This is a genomic window from Herbidospora sp. NBRC 101105, assembly GCF_030269205.1.
In the GTDB taxonomy this organism is placed as follows: domain Bacteria; phylum Actinomycetota; class Actinomycetes; order Streptosporangiales; family Streptosporangiaceae; genus Herbidospora; species Herbidospora solisilvae.
The window spans coordinates 155,147-171,590 of the sequence record NZ_BSSX01000006.1 but is presented as its reverse complement, the minus strand read 5'-3'; the positions used below and the strand labels follow the sequence as shown (position 1 = coordinate 171,590).

Genomic DNA, 16,444 nt, shown 5'->3' with positions numbered 1-16,444 from the left:
GTGTCAGAGAACGGGCTGGTACCTGCGAACGCCGAGGGGTTCGAAGTCGTAGAGCGCGTCGTTGATCTGGAGACCGTCGACGGCGCCGAAGAAGGGGCCGTCCTGGCTGCCCTTGTTGAAGGCCACGCCGAAGGAGATCGCCGCGTCGGGCAGCTGGGCCTTCAGCAGGGCGAAGCTGCACGGCGAGGCCTGGGTGCAGCCCATCACGCCGGGGACCGGCCTGGTCAGGTACCACTTGCTGTTGACGGCGCTCGCGTCGTACCGCTGCCAGCGTCCGGCGGCCCGCGCAGCCGGGGCCGAAGGGCTCGCCGACTCGCCGGGCAGGTAGACCAGGCTCGTGTAGTCGGCCGTGCCCAGGTTCGGGTCGACCTCCAGGTTGAGGGTGGGCGGGTTGATGGTCGGGAACACGTCCTCGTCGGCCGCGGTGAAGATCCAGTAGCGGAGGACGTCGATGTCCGCGAGCCGCGTACCGGCGAAATCGGTCTCGTTGCCGAACTGGATGTGGTCGGCGTCGCCGCCGACGATGAACCCGAGACTGCCGATTCCATAGGGCGGCGCCTGGGTGGCCGCCGGGTCGGTGGCGGCAGTGCGCCCCCACGGGCCCAGGCGGAGGAACGCGCTGGCGTTCCCCGCGGAGTTGCGGCCGATGACACCCCACTTCTCCGGCGAGTAGGGGTCGGCCGGCGTGGCGGCGGCGGGTGCGACCGCACCCGCCGCGGCCAGACCGGTGAAGACGATCGCGCACGCGGCGAATCGCTGGAAACGCATGATGACTCCTGGTGAATTCCGGGTGGCTTTCGTCAGACGGCGGGAAGCGTCGCCCATGGCGTGCAGGGAAGGGCGCCGGCCGTCGGCAGCGGCACATTGAGATCGGCCAGGTTCCCCAGACGGCACACGGTGAAGAAGATCCCGTCGCGCGTTTGCACGGTGACCCGCAAGGCGGTCGTCGTGGTGGGATCGGGAAGGTAATTCAGCCGGGAATCCTGGGCCACGGAGATCTGGGTGACACGACCGCCGCGGCTGCCCGACACCCGGCGCAGGTTGTGCCAGCCGGGGGCCTCGCGCGGGTCGTGCAGATAAGGAACGCCCTTGCGGGTCGTCACGGTGAAGACGAGGGGATCGGCCAGGGACGTGACCTCGACGGCGGCGGAGTCAAGCGACGGCTCGGCCTTCGGGCGCACCGGTCTGGGGTGGGCGGCCCGGCTCTTCTTCGCGATGGTGTCGCCCTTCTTCGACACGGCGGCGTTCTTCCTGGCCAGGGCCGCGGTCTTCAGGGACAGGGCGTCGCCGTCGGTGATGTCCGTCCACGTCGGCTTCGGCCGCGGCGTGTCGGCGTGCGCGGGCGCGGCGGCGGCCAGAAATCCGAAAAGGGAAACGCCGACGGCCGTGCAGCCGTTTCTCGTGAATGCCTTCGCCATGCCGTGAATTGTTCGCAATGTGTGCACCTCTGCCGGAAATCCCACCGGGGCGGGAATGGACGATTCCGCCCACCCTGATTTCCGGCCGCCCGGACCACAAACGCGGCATGATTTTTCTTTGCGGGCTCATTGCGCCGAACAACCGGCGACATTCCCGCATAAAGCGATATTTCCGGTCAGGCAGAGACGAGCGATCTGATCAACGACAGGTCGACGTCGAGGAGGGACTCGACGATCGTGCGCCGGGGGGCCGCCTCGATGGGCACCAGGTTGGGCACCGCGATGACGTGGCAGCCCGCGGCGGTGGCGGCGGCCACGCCGTTGGGCGAGTCTTCACAGACCACGGTGTGGCGCGGGTCTGCGCCGAGCAGGCGCAGGGCCAGGTCGTAGGGCTCCGGGTCGGGCTTGGTGCGGGTCACGTCGTCGGCGGTGACGATGACGTCGAAGTGGTGGCGGCCGATCGAGGCCAGCACGGCGTCGGCCATCGGCCGGAGCGAGGCGGTGACCAGGGCGGTGCGCACGCCCCCGGCCTTGACCTCGGTGAGCAGTTCGAGGGCGCCGGGCAGCGGCTCGACGCCCGACTCCAGCCGGGTCAGCATGCCGTCGAGCAACCATCGGCCCACCACCTCGGGGGCGACGTCGGCCCCCGTCAGGCCGAGCATGTAGGCGACCGTGGCGTCCCACGATCCGCCGACCAGGCGCTCCTGGTGGTCCGGGCCCCACTCTCCGCCGAGCCGCTCGACGACCTCGGCCTCGACGAGGCCCCACAACTTCTCGGTGTCGACCAGCAGGCCGTCCATGTCGAAGAGAACGGCATGCAGATGTTCGGACATTGGATTATCGGCCTCGGGGAGCAGTCGGGGTGTCGGCCCTCAGCTTATCGGTGGCCACGGATAACGCTCGGGGGCGCACTACAACTAGGCTGGGCCCACGACTATGTGAGGAGGCGGCTTGATCGAGCTCGAAGGGCTCCCTGAGCTCGTCGACCCGGTGCTGATCGCCGCGTTCGAAGGCTGGAACGATGCGGGTGAGGCGTCGAGCGCGGTGCTCGCCCACCTGGAGGCCGAGTGGAAGGCCACCCCGCTGGTGGAGCTCGACCCGGAAGACTATTACGACTTCCAGGTGACCCGCCCCATCGTGGAAATGGGCGAGGGCATCACCCGGTCGATCACCTGGCCCACCACCCGCCTGCTGGTGGCCCGCCCTCCGGGGGCCAAGCGTGACGTCGTGCTGCTGCGCGGCATCGAGCCCAACATGCGCTGGCGCACGTTCTGCCAGGAGATCGTCGGGCTCTGCCACGAACTCGGCATCGAGCTGGCCCTCCTCCTGGGCGCTCTGCTGAACGACTCCCCCCACACCCGGCCGGTGCCCATCGTGGGCTCGGTCAGCGACCCCGGCCTCGCCCGGGTTCTCAACCTCGAACTGACCAAGTACGAAGGCCCGACCGGCATCATCGGCGTGCTCCAGCACACCCTCGGCCACGCGGGGCTGCAGACGATCTCCCTGTGGGCCTCGGTGCCCCACTACGTCGCCCAGCCGCCGAACCCGAAGGCGACCCTGGCCCTGCTGCGCCGGGTCGAAGACCTCCTCGACATCCCGATGCCCTACGGCGAGCTGCCCGAAGAGGCCCGCGCCTGGGAGACCGGCGTCGACGAACTGGCCGCCCAGGACTCCGAGGTCGCCGAATACGTCAAGGAGCTGGAGGAGCGCAAGGACGCCGCCGACCTGCCCGAGGCGAGCGGCGACGCGATCGCGGCGGAGTTCGAGCGCTACCTGCGACGGCGCGACCGGGGCACCGACGGCTGACACCGGGCCGGGCCGCGAGCCGGTCGTCAGCGCCCGGCGGTTCGAGGCCTACGCCCGCTGGTCCACCTACCTCGCCGTCACGACCCCGCTCGCACCCCTTCCTGCGGCGGCGTCGAGCCCCGGGTTCCTCGTGGTCGCCGCGCTGACGGTCGCCCTCGTCATCGGGAACGTCCTGGTCAGCCGGTGGAGCTTCGACGTCCTCGGCGGCCGGGCCCGGCGGCGGCCGCCCGGCTGGGTGGTGCCGTGGGCGCTGGTGCTGGTCGCGCTCGTGGCGGCGTCGGTCACGATCTCGGCCCCGGTGCGCGGCGTGGTGATCGCGGCGGCGGTGGGGTCGGCGGCGGCGAGCTTCGTGCCCGTTCTCGACGCGCGGCGCACCCTTTGCCTGAACGGCGCGATCCTGCTGTCGGCCGTCCCGCTGGCGGCGGTGGCGGACCTCCCGCTCCTGGTCGTCGGGGGGGCCGTCGTCAGCGTCACCCTGTGGGCCTGCTGGTCGGGCGCGTGGATGCTGCGAATCCTGTGGGAACTCCAGCGCGCCCACGACGACCGGGCCGCGCTCGCCCTCGCGACCGAGCGGCTGCGCATCTCCCGTGACCTGCACGACGTGTTCGGCCGCACCCTCGCCGCCATCGCGGTCAAGAGCGAACTGGCGTCCGAACTGGTCCGCCGGGGCGACACCGGGCGGGCGGCCGGCGAGTTGTCCGGCGTCCGGCGGCTGGCCGAGGAGGCCGGCGGCGAGGTGCGCCGCGTGGTGCGCGGCGAGGTCAGGGTCACCTGGGAGGACGAGGTGGCGGGCGCCCGGGCGCTGCTCGGCGCGGCCGGCGTCCGCTGCGTGGTGACCGGCGACCCGGTGCCCGAGGAGTGCGCCGAGGCGCTCGCATGGGTGGTCCGCGAGGGCGTCACGAACCTCCTCCGCCACTCGACGGCGACGCACGTGACGATCACGACGACGGCCGCCGACGGGGAACTCCACCTCACGATCACGAACGACGGCGCCACCACAGAACCGGCCGCAGAACCGGCCCGCATACCGGCCACGGCAGCGGACACGGCAGCGGCCCAAAGACCACCCACGCGACCACCTGCAGAATCGGCGGCACCGGTCACCACTCAAGCGGCCGAGGAAACAGCCCGAAGACCAGCCACGCAACCACCCGGGGCATCGGCCGCACCAGCCATCCCTGAAGCGGTCGCGGAAGCGGATCTGAGATCGGCTGTGCGGTCCGTCGGCGCGGGGACCGGGCTTCGGGCGATGGCCGATCGGATCGGGGGGCTCGGGGGGCGGGTGTCCGCCCACCGTGACGGGGATCGGTTCGTCCTTGAGGCCGTGGTGCCCCATCCCGAGGGAGAACTTCGGTGATCCGGATTCTGGTCGCCGACGACGAGCATCTCATCCGGGAGGCCGTCGCCGGGCTGCTCGAACTCGTCGATGACTTCGAGGTCGTCGGGCGGGCGGCCTCGGGGGACGAGGCCGTCGCGACGGCGCTGCGGGTGCGGCCCGATGTGGCCTTGCTCGATCTGCAGATGCCCGGGCCCGACGGGATCGAGGTGGCGCGGCGGCTGGCGGCCGAGGCGCCCGGGTGCGGGTGTGTGATCCTGACGTCCCACGGGCGGCCCGGGTATCTGAAGGCGGCGCTGGCGGCGGGGGTGCGCGGGTTCCTGCCGAAGACCACGTCGGCGCGGGATCTCGCGGCGGCGGTCAGGAAGGTCGCGGCGGGCGGGCGGCATGTCGATCCGGAGCTGGCGGCCGAGGCGATCAGCGCGGGCGACTCGCCGCTCACGCCGCGCGAGACCGACGTGCTGGCCCTCGCGCGCGACGGCGCGCCGGTCGAGGAGATCGCGCGGCGGGTGTCGCTCTCGCGGGGGACGGTGCGGAACTACCTGACCGCCGCCGTCGCCAAGCTGGGCGCGGCGAACCGGCACGACGCCGTCCGCCTCGCCGCCGAGCGCGGCTGGATCTGACAAATGTCATCGGATCTCGTGAGCGACGGCACTGCTCGCGCGGCCGGGCCCGCAGAAGGCTGGGGGCATGCGATCCCGTTCCTCCGCCCGGCGCGTCCCGCCGGGTCTCCCCTACCATCTCGTGCTCACCGGCGAGCGGCGCCGGGTCGGGCGTGGCGTGCTGGCCCTCGTGCTGCTGCTCGTCGGGCTGTTCGGCTTCGGCGGCGTGATCAGCCTTATCGGCTCGGCCATCGATGAGTCGATGGGCCGCGCCAACCCGATCTCGGGCGGCGCCGAGTTCACCCCGGTCTACCACGCCGCCAACCTCGTCTCGATCGCGCTGCTGATCCCGTGGAGCATGCTCCTCCAGCGGTGGTTGTACGGGGTGCGGGGCGCGTCCCTCAGCTCGGTGTCGTCGGTGTTCCGGCCCGCCGTGTTCGGCCGGGCGGCGCTGACGATCGTGCCCGTGTGGGTGCTCTACATGACGGTGTTCTTCGTGCTCTCCCCGTACACGGAGAAGGCCTGGACGTTCACCGACGCGATCGCCGTGTTCGTCGTCACGGTGCTGCTGTCGCCGCTGCAGGCGGCGGGCGAGGAGTACGGCTACCGCGGCCTGGCCTTCCGGGTGGCGGCGAGCTGGGGGCGCGGCCCCCGGACCGCGATGGTGCTGGGCCTGGGCGTGTCGAGTGTGCTGTTCGCGGCCATCCACATGTCCACCGACCCGTGGCTGAACCTCTACTACCTGACGCTCGGCGTCACCTTCGGGCTGATGACGTGGCGGACGGGCGGCCTGGAGACCTCCGTGGTCGTGCACGCCGCCAACAACACCCTGGTCTACCTGTTCATGCTCGTCACGCACGCCGACCCGCTCGCGGGGGCCGACCGGTCGGCGGGGGCCGGGTCGGCGATCATGCTGCTCCCCTGCGTCCTGCTGGTCGTGGTCACCGCCGTCGTCTGGGCGGGCACGCGGCGGACCGGTCCTGCCTTGACACCGTGAGGATTCATCCGGTGGAAACCGGATGCTGGTTTTCCTGCCACTTCACCGCCCTTATGCGGTAATAATTAGCGCTTCCTTCCTCACAAGCGTCTTCTGTGGACTGCGCGCACAAGGGCGAAAATGGTAACTCCCTCCCCACCACCGCACCATTCTTCTCAGGAAACCCGTCGGCGTGTCCTCGACATGGCGATGCGGATGAAAACGGGCACCGCCGAACCGATCGGAACCGCCACTCCCCAGATCCGGGGCACCACCCCGGCTCAGGCGGTCGAGACGTTCCTGGCCCTGCTGCAGGACCGGCTGCCGGCCTGGCTCCGGCTGCTGCACGACCTCCGCCCCGGGCACGGCGACGTGACCGGGAACCTGCGGCCGGTCGCGCTGGCCGGCATCCACTACTACACGGAGATCCAGGCCGCCGCCCTCCCGGCCTTCGTCTCCCCGATCCTCACGGTCCGCTTCCGGCAGGCCATGCGGGACTCGGAGCTCGGGCCCGAGGGCGAGGTGCTGCCGCTGGCGGCCTACCTCGCCGGCGAGCAGGAGCTCGGGCGGGTCAGGGCCGACGTGCACCCCGAGTCCAGCGCCCGGCTGCTGCTGGCCGGCTGTTTCCGGCACGCCTACTACGAGATCTTCACCGGCGCCGACTCGGAGCCGTCGCGGCCCGAGGCGGCCGAGGCGATCGTGCGGGAGCTGCGGCTGGATCCCTGACGCGCCTCGTCGTACCGGTGCCACACCAGCCTGGCCAGGTCGTCGTCGACGCCCAGCGGGGCGCTGACCACGTCGGCGCCGCTCTCGGCCAGGCGGTTGTGGAACAGGCCGGGGGCCAGCAGGTAGGAGGCCACCACCGTCCGGGGGGCCGGGCCTCTGCGGACCTCGGCCACCGCCTCGGCGATGCCCGGCCGGCCCGCCGACGCGAACGCGGCGGTGACCGGGCGGGAGAGGCGTACCGACAGAAGGCGGGCGGCCGCCCGCACGGCGGCGAGGGCGGCCGGGTCGGACGAGCCGGCCGCGCCCAGGATCACCGCGTCACGGGGCCGCAGCCCGGCGGCGGCCAGCCGCCGGGCCAGCACCGAGGTGAGCAGGGGGTGCGGGCCGAGCGGGCCCGCGACGACGGCGTCGGGACGCACCCGGGCGATCACCTCGGGCAGGTCGATGTGGACGTGGTAGCCCCCCGCGAGCAGCAGCGGCACCACCACGACCGGGCCCGCGACCTCGGCGAGCACCCGATCCAGCGGCGGGTCGCTCAGCTCCAGGAAGGCGAGCCGGGCCGGGCTCCCCGGGCGGGTCCGCCGCACCCGCCTAGCAAGGTCGGCGAGGACGGCGTCCCATTCGGGGTTGCGGGCGCCGTGGGCCGCCATGACGAGGGTCGTCACACGTCTTCCCGGTCACAGGCAAGGCGGTAGCCGCGCTTGACGACCGTCTCGACGATGCCGCTGGGGCCCAGGGCGCGGCGCAGCCGGGTGATGGCCATCTCGACGGCGTGCTCGGCCGAGTCGCGGGAGGGTCCGCCGGGCAGCACCATCCGCAGGTCGCCCCGGGCCACGACGTGGCCGGGCCGGTCGGCGAGCCGCTTCAGCACCGCCATCGGCGCCGGGGGCAACGGCTTGAGCTCGCCGTCGACGACCACCGCGTGGCCCCGGATCTCCAGTTCGTGACCGCCGGCGGTGAGCCGGGTGACGCTGTTCTCCGGCAGGTGCCGGGCCAGCGTGCGGGCCAGCGAGCCGAGCCGCGACCGCTCCGGCTGGATCACCGGCACGCCCTTGGCGACCAGCGGCTGCGCGGTGACCGGCCCGACGCAGGCCGCCGTCACCGGGCCGCGGAAGGCGGCGAGCAGGGCCTCCTCCAGCCCGTCGGCGCGGGCGGCGTTGAGCATGGCGTGCACGGCCGGGGCGCTGGTGAACGCGACCGCGTCGATCGCGCCGGAGGCGACCTGGCTGACCAGGCGGCGCAGCGGCGAGGTGTCGCGGTAGGGCAGCCACTGGTAGACGGGCACCTCGATGACCTCGGCCCCGGCGGCGCGCAGGTCGGCGACGAAGCCGGTCAGCGGCTCGCCGTGCAGCTGGATCGCGATGCGGCGGCCGCGCAGGTCCTGGCTCAGCAGGTAGCGCAGGACCTCCTCGCACGACTCGGTCGCCGGCGTCCAGTGGTCGGTGAGGCCGGCGGCCCGGACGGCGCCGCGCGCCTTGGGGCCGCGGGTGAGCAGCCGGGCGTCGGCCAGGCGGGCGGTCAGGTGGCCGGCCAGCCCCCAGCCCTCGGCGGCGGCGACCCAGCCGCGGAACCCGACGCCGGTGGTGACGACCACGTCGTCGACCGGTGTGGCCAGGCACTCGCGGGTGGCGGACATCAGGTCGACGTCCTCCGTCAGCGGCACCAGCCGGATCGCGGGCGCCCTCACCACGCGCGCGCCCCGGCGTTCGAGCAGCGCCGAGAACTCCTCGCGACGGCGGGTGGCGGTGACGCCGATCGTGAAGCCGGACAGCGCGTTCGGCGCGGTCTCCGGAGACAGCCCCTCGGCCAGTGCGGCCAGTTGCGTCTCTTCGAGCAGTGCGGTCATTTGACGCTCACCTCAACCATCCCCATGGTGACGCGAATCGGAAATGTCGGAATCACAGTCCCGGGATCGTCCAGGCAGACCCCGCTGGTGAGCGAGAACACCTGTTTGTGCATCGGGGAGGCCACGGTCGGCTCCCCGTTCCTGGTGCCGACGATCCCCCGGGACAGGATGTAGGCACCGCTGAAGGGGTCCCGGTTGCCGATGGCGTACAGGGACCCGTCGTGGGTTCGGAACACGGCCACCTGCTCGCCGCCGATCAGGGCGCAGGCGCCGCGCTCGGGCAGCAGGTCGGAGAGGGGGCACACGGCCTCCCACACACGCTGGGGCAGCGGCATCGTCGTCATCGGCTCGTCACCTGCAGGATCTCGGGCTTGATCTGGTCGCGCTCGGTGGTGAAGGTGATCGACGGGTCGGGCGTGCCGGGCGCGTTCACGAAGCTGACGAAGCGGCGCAGCTTCACCGGGTCGTCGAGGGTGGCCCGCCACTCGTCGGCGTAGGTCGCGACGTGGGCGGCCATCTGGGCGTCGAGGTCGGCGCAGATGCCCAGGGCGTCGTCCATGACGATCTCGCGGAGCCGGTCGAGGCCGCCTTCGAGGTTCTCCAGCCACGCGGAGGTGCGCTGGAGGCGGTCGGCGGTGCGGATGTAGAACATCAGGAACCGGTCGATCGTGCGGATGAGGGTCGGGGTGTCGACGTCCTGGACCAGCAGGTCGGCGTGGCGGGGGGTGAAGCCGCCGTTGCCGCCGACGTAGAGGTTCCAGCCCTTCTCGGTGGCGATGATGCCGAAGTCCTTCGACCGGGCCTCGGCGCACTCGCGGGCGCAGCCGCTGACGGCCGACTTCAGCTTGTGCGGCGAGCGCAGGCCGCGGTAGCGCAACTCCAGGTCGATGGCGAGGGTCACCGAGTCCTGTACGCCGTAACGGCACCAGGTGGAGCCGACGCACGACTTCACCGTGCGCAGGGCCTTGCCGTAGGCGTGGCCCGACTCGAATCCGGCGTCGACCAGACGCTGCCAGATGCGGGGCAGCTCTTCGACGCGGGCGCCGAACAGGTCGATGCGCTGGCCTCCAGTGATCTTGGTGTACAGGCCGAAGTCGCGGGCGACCTCGCCGATCACGATCAGTTTCTCTGGGGTGATCTCGCCCCCCGGGATCCGGGGCACGATCGAGTATGTCCCATTTTTTTGTAGGTTAGCTAGGAAATGGTCGTTGGTGTCCTGCAGGGCGGCCTGTTCGCCCTCCAGGACGTGACCGTTGTGCAGCGACGCCAGGATCGAGGCCACCACGGGCTTGCAGATGTCGCAGCCCCGGCCGGTCCCGTGCTCGTCGATGAGCTGGGTGAACGTGGTGATGCCGCGGACCTGGACGATCGTGAACAACTCGGCCCGGCTGTGCGTGAAGTGCTCGCACAGGCCCGTCCCGGTGTCGACGCCCGACTCGGTGAGGATCTTCTTCAGCAGCGGCACGCAGCTGCCGCAGGTGGTGCCGGCCCGGGTGCACGCCTTGACCCCGGCGACGTCGGTGAGGTCGTGCTCCTTGATGGCCGCGGTGACGTCGTTCTTGGTCACGTTGTTGCACGAGCAGACCGGCGCGTCCCCCGGCAGCTCCACGGCGACCGGGCTGAACAGCAGGTCGCTCGGCGCGGCCGGCAGCTCGGACCCGACGAACGAGCGCAACGTGGCGTAGGGGGCGGCGTCGCCGACGCAGATGCCGCCGAGCAGGGTCGAGGCGTCGTCGCTGACGAACAGCTTCTTGTAGACCCCGGCCACCGGGTCGAGGTAGGTGACGTCGAGGGCGCCCGCCATCGCGCCGAACTGGGCCACCTCGACGCCGAGCAGCTTGAGCTTGGTCGACAGGTCGGCGCCGGTGAACGCGGCCGAGCCGCCCATGATGCGGTCGGCCGCCACCTCGGCCATCGTCATGCACGGCGCGACCAGGCCGTAGATCTGGCCGTTGTGCAGTGCGCACTCGCCGATGGCGAGGATCGACGGGTCGCTGGTGCGCATGCCGTCGTCGACCACGATGCCGCCGCGCTCCCCGACCTGGAGCCCGGCGCCCCTGGCCAGCTCGTCGCGCGGCCGGATGCCGGCGGAGAACACCACGACCTGGGCGTCGATGACACCCTTGTCCGGGGTCAGCAGGCCGGTGACGCGGTCGTCGCCCTCGATGCGGGTGACGCCCGAGCCGGTGTGCACGGTCAAGCCGAGGGCCTCGACGTGCCTCTTCAGCACGGCGCCGCCGCCCTCGTCGACCTGCCGGGGCATCAGCCACGGGCTCATCTCGACGATGTGGGTCTGCAGGCCCAGCCCCCGGAGGGCGTCGGCGGCCTCCAGGCCGAGCAGGCCGCCGCCCACGACGACGCCGGCCGTGGCCGTCTTCGCGGAGGCCCTGATGGCGTCGAGGTCGTCGATGGTCCGGTAGACGTGGCAACCGTCGAGGTCGCGTCCGGGCACCGGCGGCACGAACGGCGCCGAGCCGGTCGCCAGGACCAGCACGTCGTAGGGGATCGTGCCGTTGACCGTCTTGGCGGCCGGCTCGATCGAGACGACCTTCGTGTCGACGAAGGTCGTGACCCCGGGAATCTCGGGGTACATGAGGTCGCGGCCCTCAGTCAGGTGGGTGGTGAGGGCCACCCGGTCGTACGCGCCCCGGGGCTCCTCCCCGAGGATCGTCACCGAACCGGTGAAGCCCCGGGTCGTGAGGGTCTCGGCCAGCCGGTGCGCGGACGGGCCATTACCGACGATGAGAACGCGGGTCATGCGCTCGCCCCTTCCTGTTCGCACAGCCATTCCACGATTCCGCCGACCGTTTCGGCGCAACTGCCGCAGCCGGTGGTCGCCCGGGTCGCCGCCGCCACGGCGGCCACGTCGCGGGCACCGGCCTCCCAGCAGGCCCTGATCTGTCCCTTCGTCACGTTGTTGCAGCGGCAGACCTGGGCCGCGTCGGGCATGCGTACCGGACTGGGACTGACCGGCGCCGCCCCCGACAGAGCGGGGAACAGCAGCCCGGCCCGGTCGGCGGGGAGCGGGCCGCCCCGGTCGTAGAGCTGGGTGAGCGTGCCGACCGTGGCCGGGTCGCCCACGAGGATCGCGCCGACCAGGCGGCCGTCGCGGATGACGAGCTTGCGGTAGGTGCCGCCGCGCCGGTGGGTGAAGCTCACGATCTCGGCGTCGGCGTCGGTCAGGTGGGTCTCGCCCATCGCGGCCAGTTCGACGCTCTTGGCCTTGAGCCGGGTGACCAGCCGCGAACCCCGGTAGCGGGCCCGCGCGTCGGCGCCGGTGACGAGGTCGGCGACGATGGCGGCCTGTTCCCAGCAGGGCGCGACCAGCCCGTAGACCTGGCCGTCGTGCTGGGCGCACTCCCCGATGGCGAAGATCGCCGGGTCGTCGGTACGCATCTCGTCGTCGACGACGATCCCGCGTTCGACGTGCAGACCGGCGTCCTCGGCCAGCCCGGTGACCGGCCGGACCCCGCACGCCGCCACGACCAGGTCGGCCTCGACGTGGCCGGTGGTCAGCTCGACCTTGCCGTCGGTGATCCCGGTGACGGAGACGCCGGTCATGATCTCGACGCCGAGCCCTTCGAGGGTGTCGCCGAGCACCTGCCCGGCCTCCTGGTCGAGCTGGCGGTCCATCAGGTGGCCCTTGAGGTGGAGCAGGGTGACCGGCAGGCCACGCCCGGCCAGGCCGCGGGCGGCCTCGACGCCGAGCAGCCCGCCGCCGATGACGACGGCCCGCCGGGCCTCCTTGGCCGCCGCGAGGATGCGCTCGCAGTCGTCCATGGTGCGGAACGCGATGGCCCGTTCGGCGCCGGGGACGTCCGGGACGACCGGCCGGCTGCCGGTGGCCAGCACCAGCACGCTGTAGGGCGTGCGCCCCCCGTCGGCCGTGATGACGCACCGGGTCTCCCGGTCGATCGCGACGACCTCGGTGCCGAGGTGGACGGTCACGTTGTGGTCGGTGTACCAGGAGGGCCCGTGCAGGCGCACCTGGTCGGCCCGCGTGGTGCCGGCCAGCACGTTGGACAGCAGCACCCGGTTGTACGGCGCCCGCTCCTCCGCCCCGAACACGGTCACCCGCGCCTTCTTGTCGCGCGCGCGCACCTCGCTGACCAGGCGGGCTCCGGCCATGCCGTTGCCCACCACGACGATGCCCCTCATCGGCCACCTCCCACGACCGCGAGGTTGACCGCGCACACCTTGAACTCGGGCATGCGCGAGACCGGGTCGAGCGCCGGATTGGTCAGCCGGTTGGGACCCTCCCAGTGGAAGGGCAGGAAAACGGTGTCGGCCCGGATCGCCGCGCTGATCCGGGCCGTCGCCTCGGTGACCCCCCGCCGGCCGGTCACCCTGACCAGGTCGCCCGGACGGATGCCGAGATGGTCGGCCAGGTCGGGGTGGAGTTCCAGGAACGGCTCGGGGGCGGCCTGGACGAGGTCGGCCACCCTGCGGGTCTGCGCGCCGCTCTGGTAGTGCGCCAGCAGGCGGCCGGTGGTCAGGTAGTAGGGGTAGTCGGCGTCGACGTCCTCGACGGGCGGCCGGTGGTCGACGACGACCATGCGGGCCCTCCCGTCGGGGGTCGGGAACCGGTCGAGGAAGATCCGCGGGGTGCCGGGGTGGTCGTCGGCGGGGCACGGCCAGAAGACGCCGCCCTGGTCGGCGATCTTCTCGTACGTGATGCCCGAGTAGTCGGCCAGGCCGCCGGCGCTGGCCCGGCGCAGCTCGTCGAATACGGTGCGGGGGTCGGCCGGGAACGAGCCGCCCCGGCCGAGGCGGTCGGCCAGGCCGGACAGGATCTCCAGGTCGCTCCGCACCCCCGAGGGCGGAGCGACGGCCCGGCGGCGCAGCAGCACGCGCCCTTCGAGGTTGGTCATCGTGCCCGCCTCCTCGGCCCACTGGGCCGTGGGCAGGACGACGGTGGCCAGCTCGGCGGTGTCGGAGAGCACGAAGTCGGCCACCACCAGCAGGTCGAGCGCCGCCAGCCGCCCGGCCACGTGACCGGAGCGGGGCGAGGAGACGACCGGGTTGGAGCCGAACAGCAGCAGGCCCTTCGGGCCTTCGGGGGTGCCCAGCGCGTCGAGCAGCTCGTAGGCCGAGCGGCCGGGGCCGGGCAGGTCGGCGGGGTCGACGCCCCAGACGGCGGCCACGTGGGCGCGGGCCGCCGGGTCGTCGATCTTGCGGTAGCCGGGGAGCTGGTCGGCCTTCTGGCCGTGCTCCCGGCCGCCCTGGCCGTTGCCCTGGCCGGTGACGCAGCCGTAGCCGGACCCGGGGCGGCCGGGCAGGCCGAGCGTGAGCGCCAGGTTGATGTAGGCGGTGACCGTGTCGGTGCCCTTGGCGTGCTGCTCGGCGCCGCGCCCGGTGAGCACGACGGCGTTGCCCGCCTCGGCGAGCATCGCGACGGCCCGGCGCATGTCCGCGACCGGCACGCCGGTGACACGTTCGGCGCGTTCGGGCCACCAGGCCGAGACGCTGTCGCGGACCGCGTCGAAGCCGGTCGTGCGGGCGGCCACGTACTCCTCGGAGACGTGGCCGTCGGCGATGGCGATGTGCAGCAGCGCGAGGGCCAGGGCCAGGTCGGTGCCGGGGGTGTTCTGCAGGTGCAGGGCGGCGAGCCGCGCGGTGGCGGTCTCGCGGGGGTCGACGACGATGAGCCCGGCCGGGTTGAGGTGGCGCACGAAGGGCGGCATGGTCTCGGCGACGTTGCCGCCCGCCAGCAGCACCGCGTCGGCCCCGGCCAGGTCGGTGATCGGAAAGGGCAGGCCCCGGTCGAGGCCGAAGGCCCGGTTGGTCGCCGCGGCGGCCGACGACATGCAGAACCGGCCGTTGTAGTCGATCTGGCTGGTGCGCAGCGCGACCCGGGCGAACTTGCCGAGCTGGTAGGCCTTCTCGTTGGTCAGCCCGCCGCCGCCGAAGACGGCGATCGCGTCGGGGCCGTGCACGTCCTGGATCCGGGCGATGCGGGAGGCGGCGTACCCGAGGGCCTCGTCCCAGCCCGCCGGCTTGCCGTGGATGAGCGGCGTGGTCAGGCGGTGCGGCGACCCCAGCAGCGCGCCGGCGGTCCAGCCCTTCTGGCACAGGCCGCCCTGGTTGGCCGGCACGTCGTCGCGCGGGGTGATCTCGACCTGGGTGGTCTCGGCCGGGGTGACGTGCATGCCGCACTGCAGGGCGCAGTACGGGCAGTGCGTGGCCGTCCCCGCGGGCAGCGGCGACATCACAGACGCCGGAGCGGAAAGTGAGAACGGCATGGGTCCGATGGTGCTTTCAGGCGGTTTCACCGCTGGGTCCCTTCTGTTACCGCTGTGCTACAAGGTGGGGTTCCTCGGTTAAACACGGGCGGCCGCGAGGCTGGGAGAGGTCCCGGTGGCGTGGCGTCGCAGGTAGCAGAACCAGGTCAGAACGAAGCAAATGCCATAGAAAATGGCGAAAGCGGTTATCGCCGCCCCCGCTCCCCCGGTCGCGGCGATGGACGAGCCGAACCCGCGGTTGATGAAGAACCCGCCGAAGGCGCCGACCGCGGAGATGAAGCCGATGGCCGCCGCGGCGTCCCGGCGGCCGGCCGCCAGGGCGTCGTCGTAGGCCGTGGTGCCCGGCTCCAGGCCCTCGATCGCCTTGGCCCGGAAGATCGCCGGGATCATCCGGTACGTCGACCCGTTGCCGACCCCCGCGGTGCCGATCAGCAGCAGGTAGGCGGCGAAGAAGAGGCCGACGTTGTGGGCCGCGAGGCCGGCGTACACGAGGAGGACCGCGCCCGCCATCGCGGCGAAGTTCCACAACGTGACCGCCGCGCCGCCGAGCCGGTCGGACAACCAGCCGCCCACGGGCCGGATCAGCGAGCCGAGCAGGGCGCCCAGGAACGCCAGCGAGGTCAGCCCCGACTGCTCGGGGAACTGCGAGGTGAGCAGCAGCGGGAAGGCGGTCGAGTAGCCGATGAAGGAGCCGAAGGTGCCGATGTAGAGGACCGACATGATCCAGGTCTGCGGCTTGGCCGCCGCCTTCGCCATCTCGCGCGGCTCGGCCTTGGCGACCGTCAGGTTGTCCATGAAGAAGTAGGCGCCCAGCGCCGCCGCCAGGATGAACGGCACCCAGAACAGCCCGGCCGCCGCCAGCCCGAAGGCGCCGATCACCAGCGGCATCACCAGCTGCACCGAGGAGACCCCGATGTTGCCCCCGGCCGCGTTCAGGCCGAGCGCGGCCCCCTGCTTGGACTGGGGGTAGAAGTAGGTGATGTTCGCCATGCTGGAGGCGAAGTTGCCACCGCCCAGCCCGGCGGTCGCGGCGATGACGAGGAAGATCCAGTAGGGTGTCGCCGGGTCGCTGACCGCCACCGCGAGCAGCCCCGCAGGCACGAGCAGCAGCAGCGCGCTGACCACCGTGAAGTTACGCCCGCCGAACTTCGCGGGCCCGAAGGTGTAGGGCAGCCGCAGCGCCGACCCCACCAGGTTCGGCAGCGCGACGATCCAGAACAGTTGGTCGGTCGTGAACTCGTAGGCGCTCAGGCGTACCGCGACGATGCTCCACACCGTCCAGAGCGTGAACCCGAGATGCTCGGCGAAGATCGAGAAGATCAGGTTGCGGCGGGCGACCCGCCGCCCTCCGGCGGCCCAGAAGTCGGGGTCGTCCGGGCGCCAGTCGGCGATCCAACGTGCCATGAGGGGGTCCTTCCTCGGTTTCCAGGGTTGCCTGGAACGTAGGAGGCCGCCGTTACGCACACTGACGATCGGTGACGGTGCGCCCGTT

The 16,444-nt window shown here is 72.2% G+C and carries 15 protein-coding genes; 5 read left to right on the top strand and 10 right to left on the bottom strand.

Annotation, left to right across the window (positions count from 1 at the left end):
* Positions 1-3: 3 nt before the first annotated feature.
* The 3 genes from QSK34_RS24520 to QSK34_RS24510 all read right to left on the bottom strand — a co-directional run bounded on the left by QSK34_RS24520 (position 4) and on the right by QSK34_RS24510 (position 2,251).
* Complete coding sequence (locus tag QSK34_RS24520) at positions 4-768, bottom strand: hypothetical protein (RefSeq protein ID WP_285587050.1); 765 nt, start codon at positions 766-768, stop codon at positions 4-6.
* 32 nt (positions 769-800) lie between these two features.
* Positions 801-1,463 (bottom strand): hypothetical protein, encoded by a 663-nt coding sequence (locus QSK34_RS24515; protein ID WP_285587048.1) that lies wholly within the window; start codon positions 1,461-1,463, stop codon positions 801-803.
* A 131-nt stretch (positions 1,464-1,594) separates the two neighbouring features.
* Positions 1,595-2,251 carry an HAD family hydrolase gene (locus QSK34_RS24510; RefSeq protein ID WP_285587047.1) on the bottom strand — a complete coding sequence of 219 codons (657 nt, stop codon included), beginning with the start codon at positions 2,249-2,251 and terminating at the stop codon, positions 1,595-1,597.
* A 118-nt stretch (positions 2,252-2,369) separates the two neighbouring features.
* On the opposite strand from QSK34_RS24510, the gene QSK34_RS24505 reads away from it, so the two are divergent.
* The 5 genes from QSK34_RS24505 to QSK34_RS24485 all read left to right on the top strand — a co-directional run bounded on the left by QSK34_RS24505 (position 2,370) and on the right by QSK34_RS24485 (position 6,864).
* Positions 2,370-3,224, top strand: coding sequence for a PAC2 family protein (locus QSK34_RS24505; RefSeq protein WP_285587046.1), 855 nt, complete (start codon positions 2,370-2,372; stop codon positions 3,222-3,224).
* Positions 3,225-3,354: 130 nt separating this feature from the next.
* On the top strand, positions 3,355-4,581 hold the full coding sequence (locus tag QSK34_RS24500; RefSeq protein ID WP_285587044.1) for a sensor histidine kinase: 1,227 nt from the start codon (positions 3,355-3,357) through the stop codon (positions 4,579-4,581).
* Entirely contained in the window at positions 4,578-5,183 is a 606-nt protein-coding gene (locus QSK34_RS24495; protein WP_285587041.1) for a response regulator transcription factor, read from the top strand. Before QSK34_RS24500 ends, QSK34_RS24495 begins: the two co-directional genes overlap by 4 nt.
* Before the next feature lie 67 nt (positions 5,184-5,250).
* On the top strand, positions 5,251-6,159 hold the full coding sequence (locus QSK34_RS24490; RefSeq protein ID WP_285587039.1) for a CPBP family intramembrane glutamic endopeptidase: 909 nt from the start codon (positions 5,251-5,253) through the stop codon (positions 6,157-6,159).
* Positions 6,160-6,354: 195 nt separating this feature from the next.
* On the top strand, positions 6,355-6,864 hold the full coding sequence (locus QSK34_RS24485) for a hypothetical protein (RefSeq protein WP_161483192.1): 510 nt from the start codon (positions 6,355-6,357) through the stop codon (positions 6,862-6,864).
* Here QSK34_RS24485 and QSK34_RS24480 read toward each other — a convergent pair.
* The 7 genes from QSK34_RS24480 to QSK34_RS24450 all read right to left on the bottom strand — a co-directional run bounded on the left by QSK34_RS24480 (position 6,777) and on the right by QSK34_RS24450 (position 16,356).
* Complete coding sequence (locus QSK34_RS24480; protein ID WP_285587035.1) at positions 6,777-7,529, bottom strand: sirohydrochlorin chelatase; 753 nt, start codon at positions 7,527-7,529, stop codon at positions 6,777-6,779. The genes QSK34_RS24485 and QSK34_RS24480 overlap by 88 nt on opposite strands.
* A complete protein-coding gene (locus tag QSK34_RS24475) occupies positions 7,526-8,710 on the bottom strand; it encodes a uroporphyrinogen-III synthase (RefSeq protein WP_285587033.1) in 1,185 nt (394 codons plus the stop codon). Before QSK34_RS24475 ends, QSK34_RS24480 begins: the two co-directional genes overlap by 4 nt.
* Positions 8,707-9,054 carry a nitrite reductase small subunit NirD gene (nirD, locus tag QSK34_RS24470; RefSeq protein ID WP_161483189.1) on the bottom strand — a complete coding sequence of 116 codons (348 nt, stop codon included), beginning with the start codon at positions 9,052-9,054 and terminating at the stop codon, positions 8,707-8,709. Before nirD ends, QSK34_RS24475 begins: the two co-directional genes overlap by 4 nt.
* The gene (gene nirB / locus QSK34_RS24465; protein WP_285587031.1) at positions 9,051-11,468 is read right to left on the bottom strand and encodes a nitrite reductase large subunit NirB; all 2,418 of its coding nucleotides are present in this window, start codon (positions 11,466-11,468) and stop codon (positions 9,051-9,053) included. Before nirB ends, nirD begins: the two co-directional genes overlap by 4 nt.
* A complete protein-coding gene (locus tag QSK34_RS24460; RefSeq protein ID WP_161483187.1) occupies positions 11,465-12,868 on the bottom strand; it encodes an FAD-dependent oxidoreductase in 1,404 nt (467 codons plus the stop codon). Before QSK34_RS24460 ends, nirB begins: the two co-directional genes overlap by 4 nt.
* Positions 12,865-14,952: a molybdopterin oxidoreductase family protein gene (locus tag QSK34_RS24455; RefSeq protein ID WP_285587027.1), complete on the bottom strand. Its 2,088-nt coding sequence runs from the start codon at positions 14,950-14,952 to the stop codon at positions 12,865-12,867. Before QSK34_RS24455 ends, QSK34_RS24460 begins: the two co-directional genes overlap by 4 nt.
* Positions 14,953-15,030: 78 nt before the next feature.
* The gene (locus QSK34_RS24450) at positions 15,031-16,356 is read right to left on the bottom strand and encodes an MFS transporter (RefSeq protein ID WP_285587025.1); all 1,326 of its coding nucleotides are present in this window, start codon (positions 16,354-16,356) and stop codon (positions 15,031-15,033) included.
* Positions 16,357-16,444 lie beyond the last annotated feature (88 nt).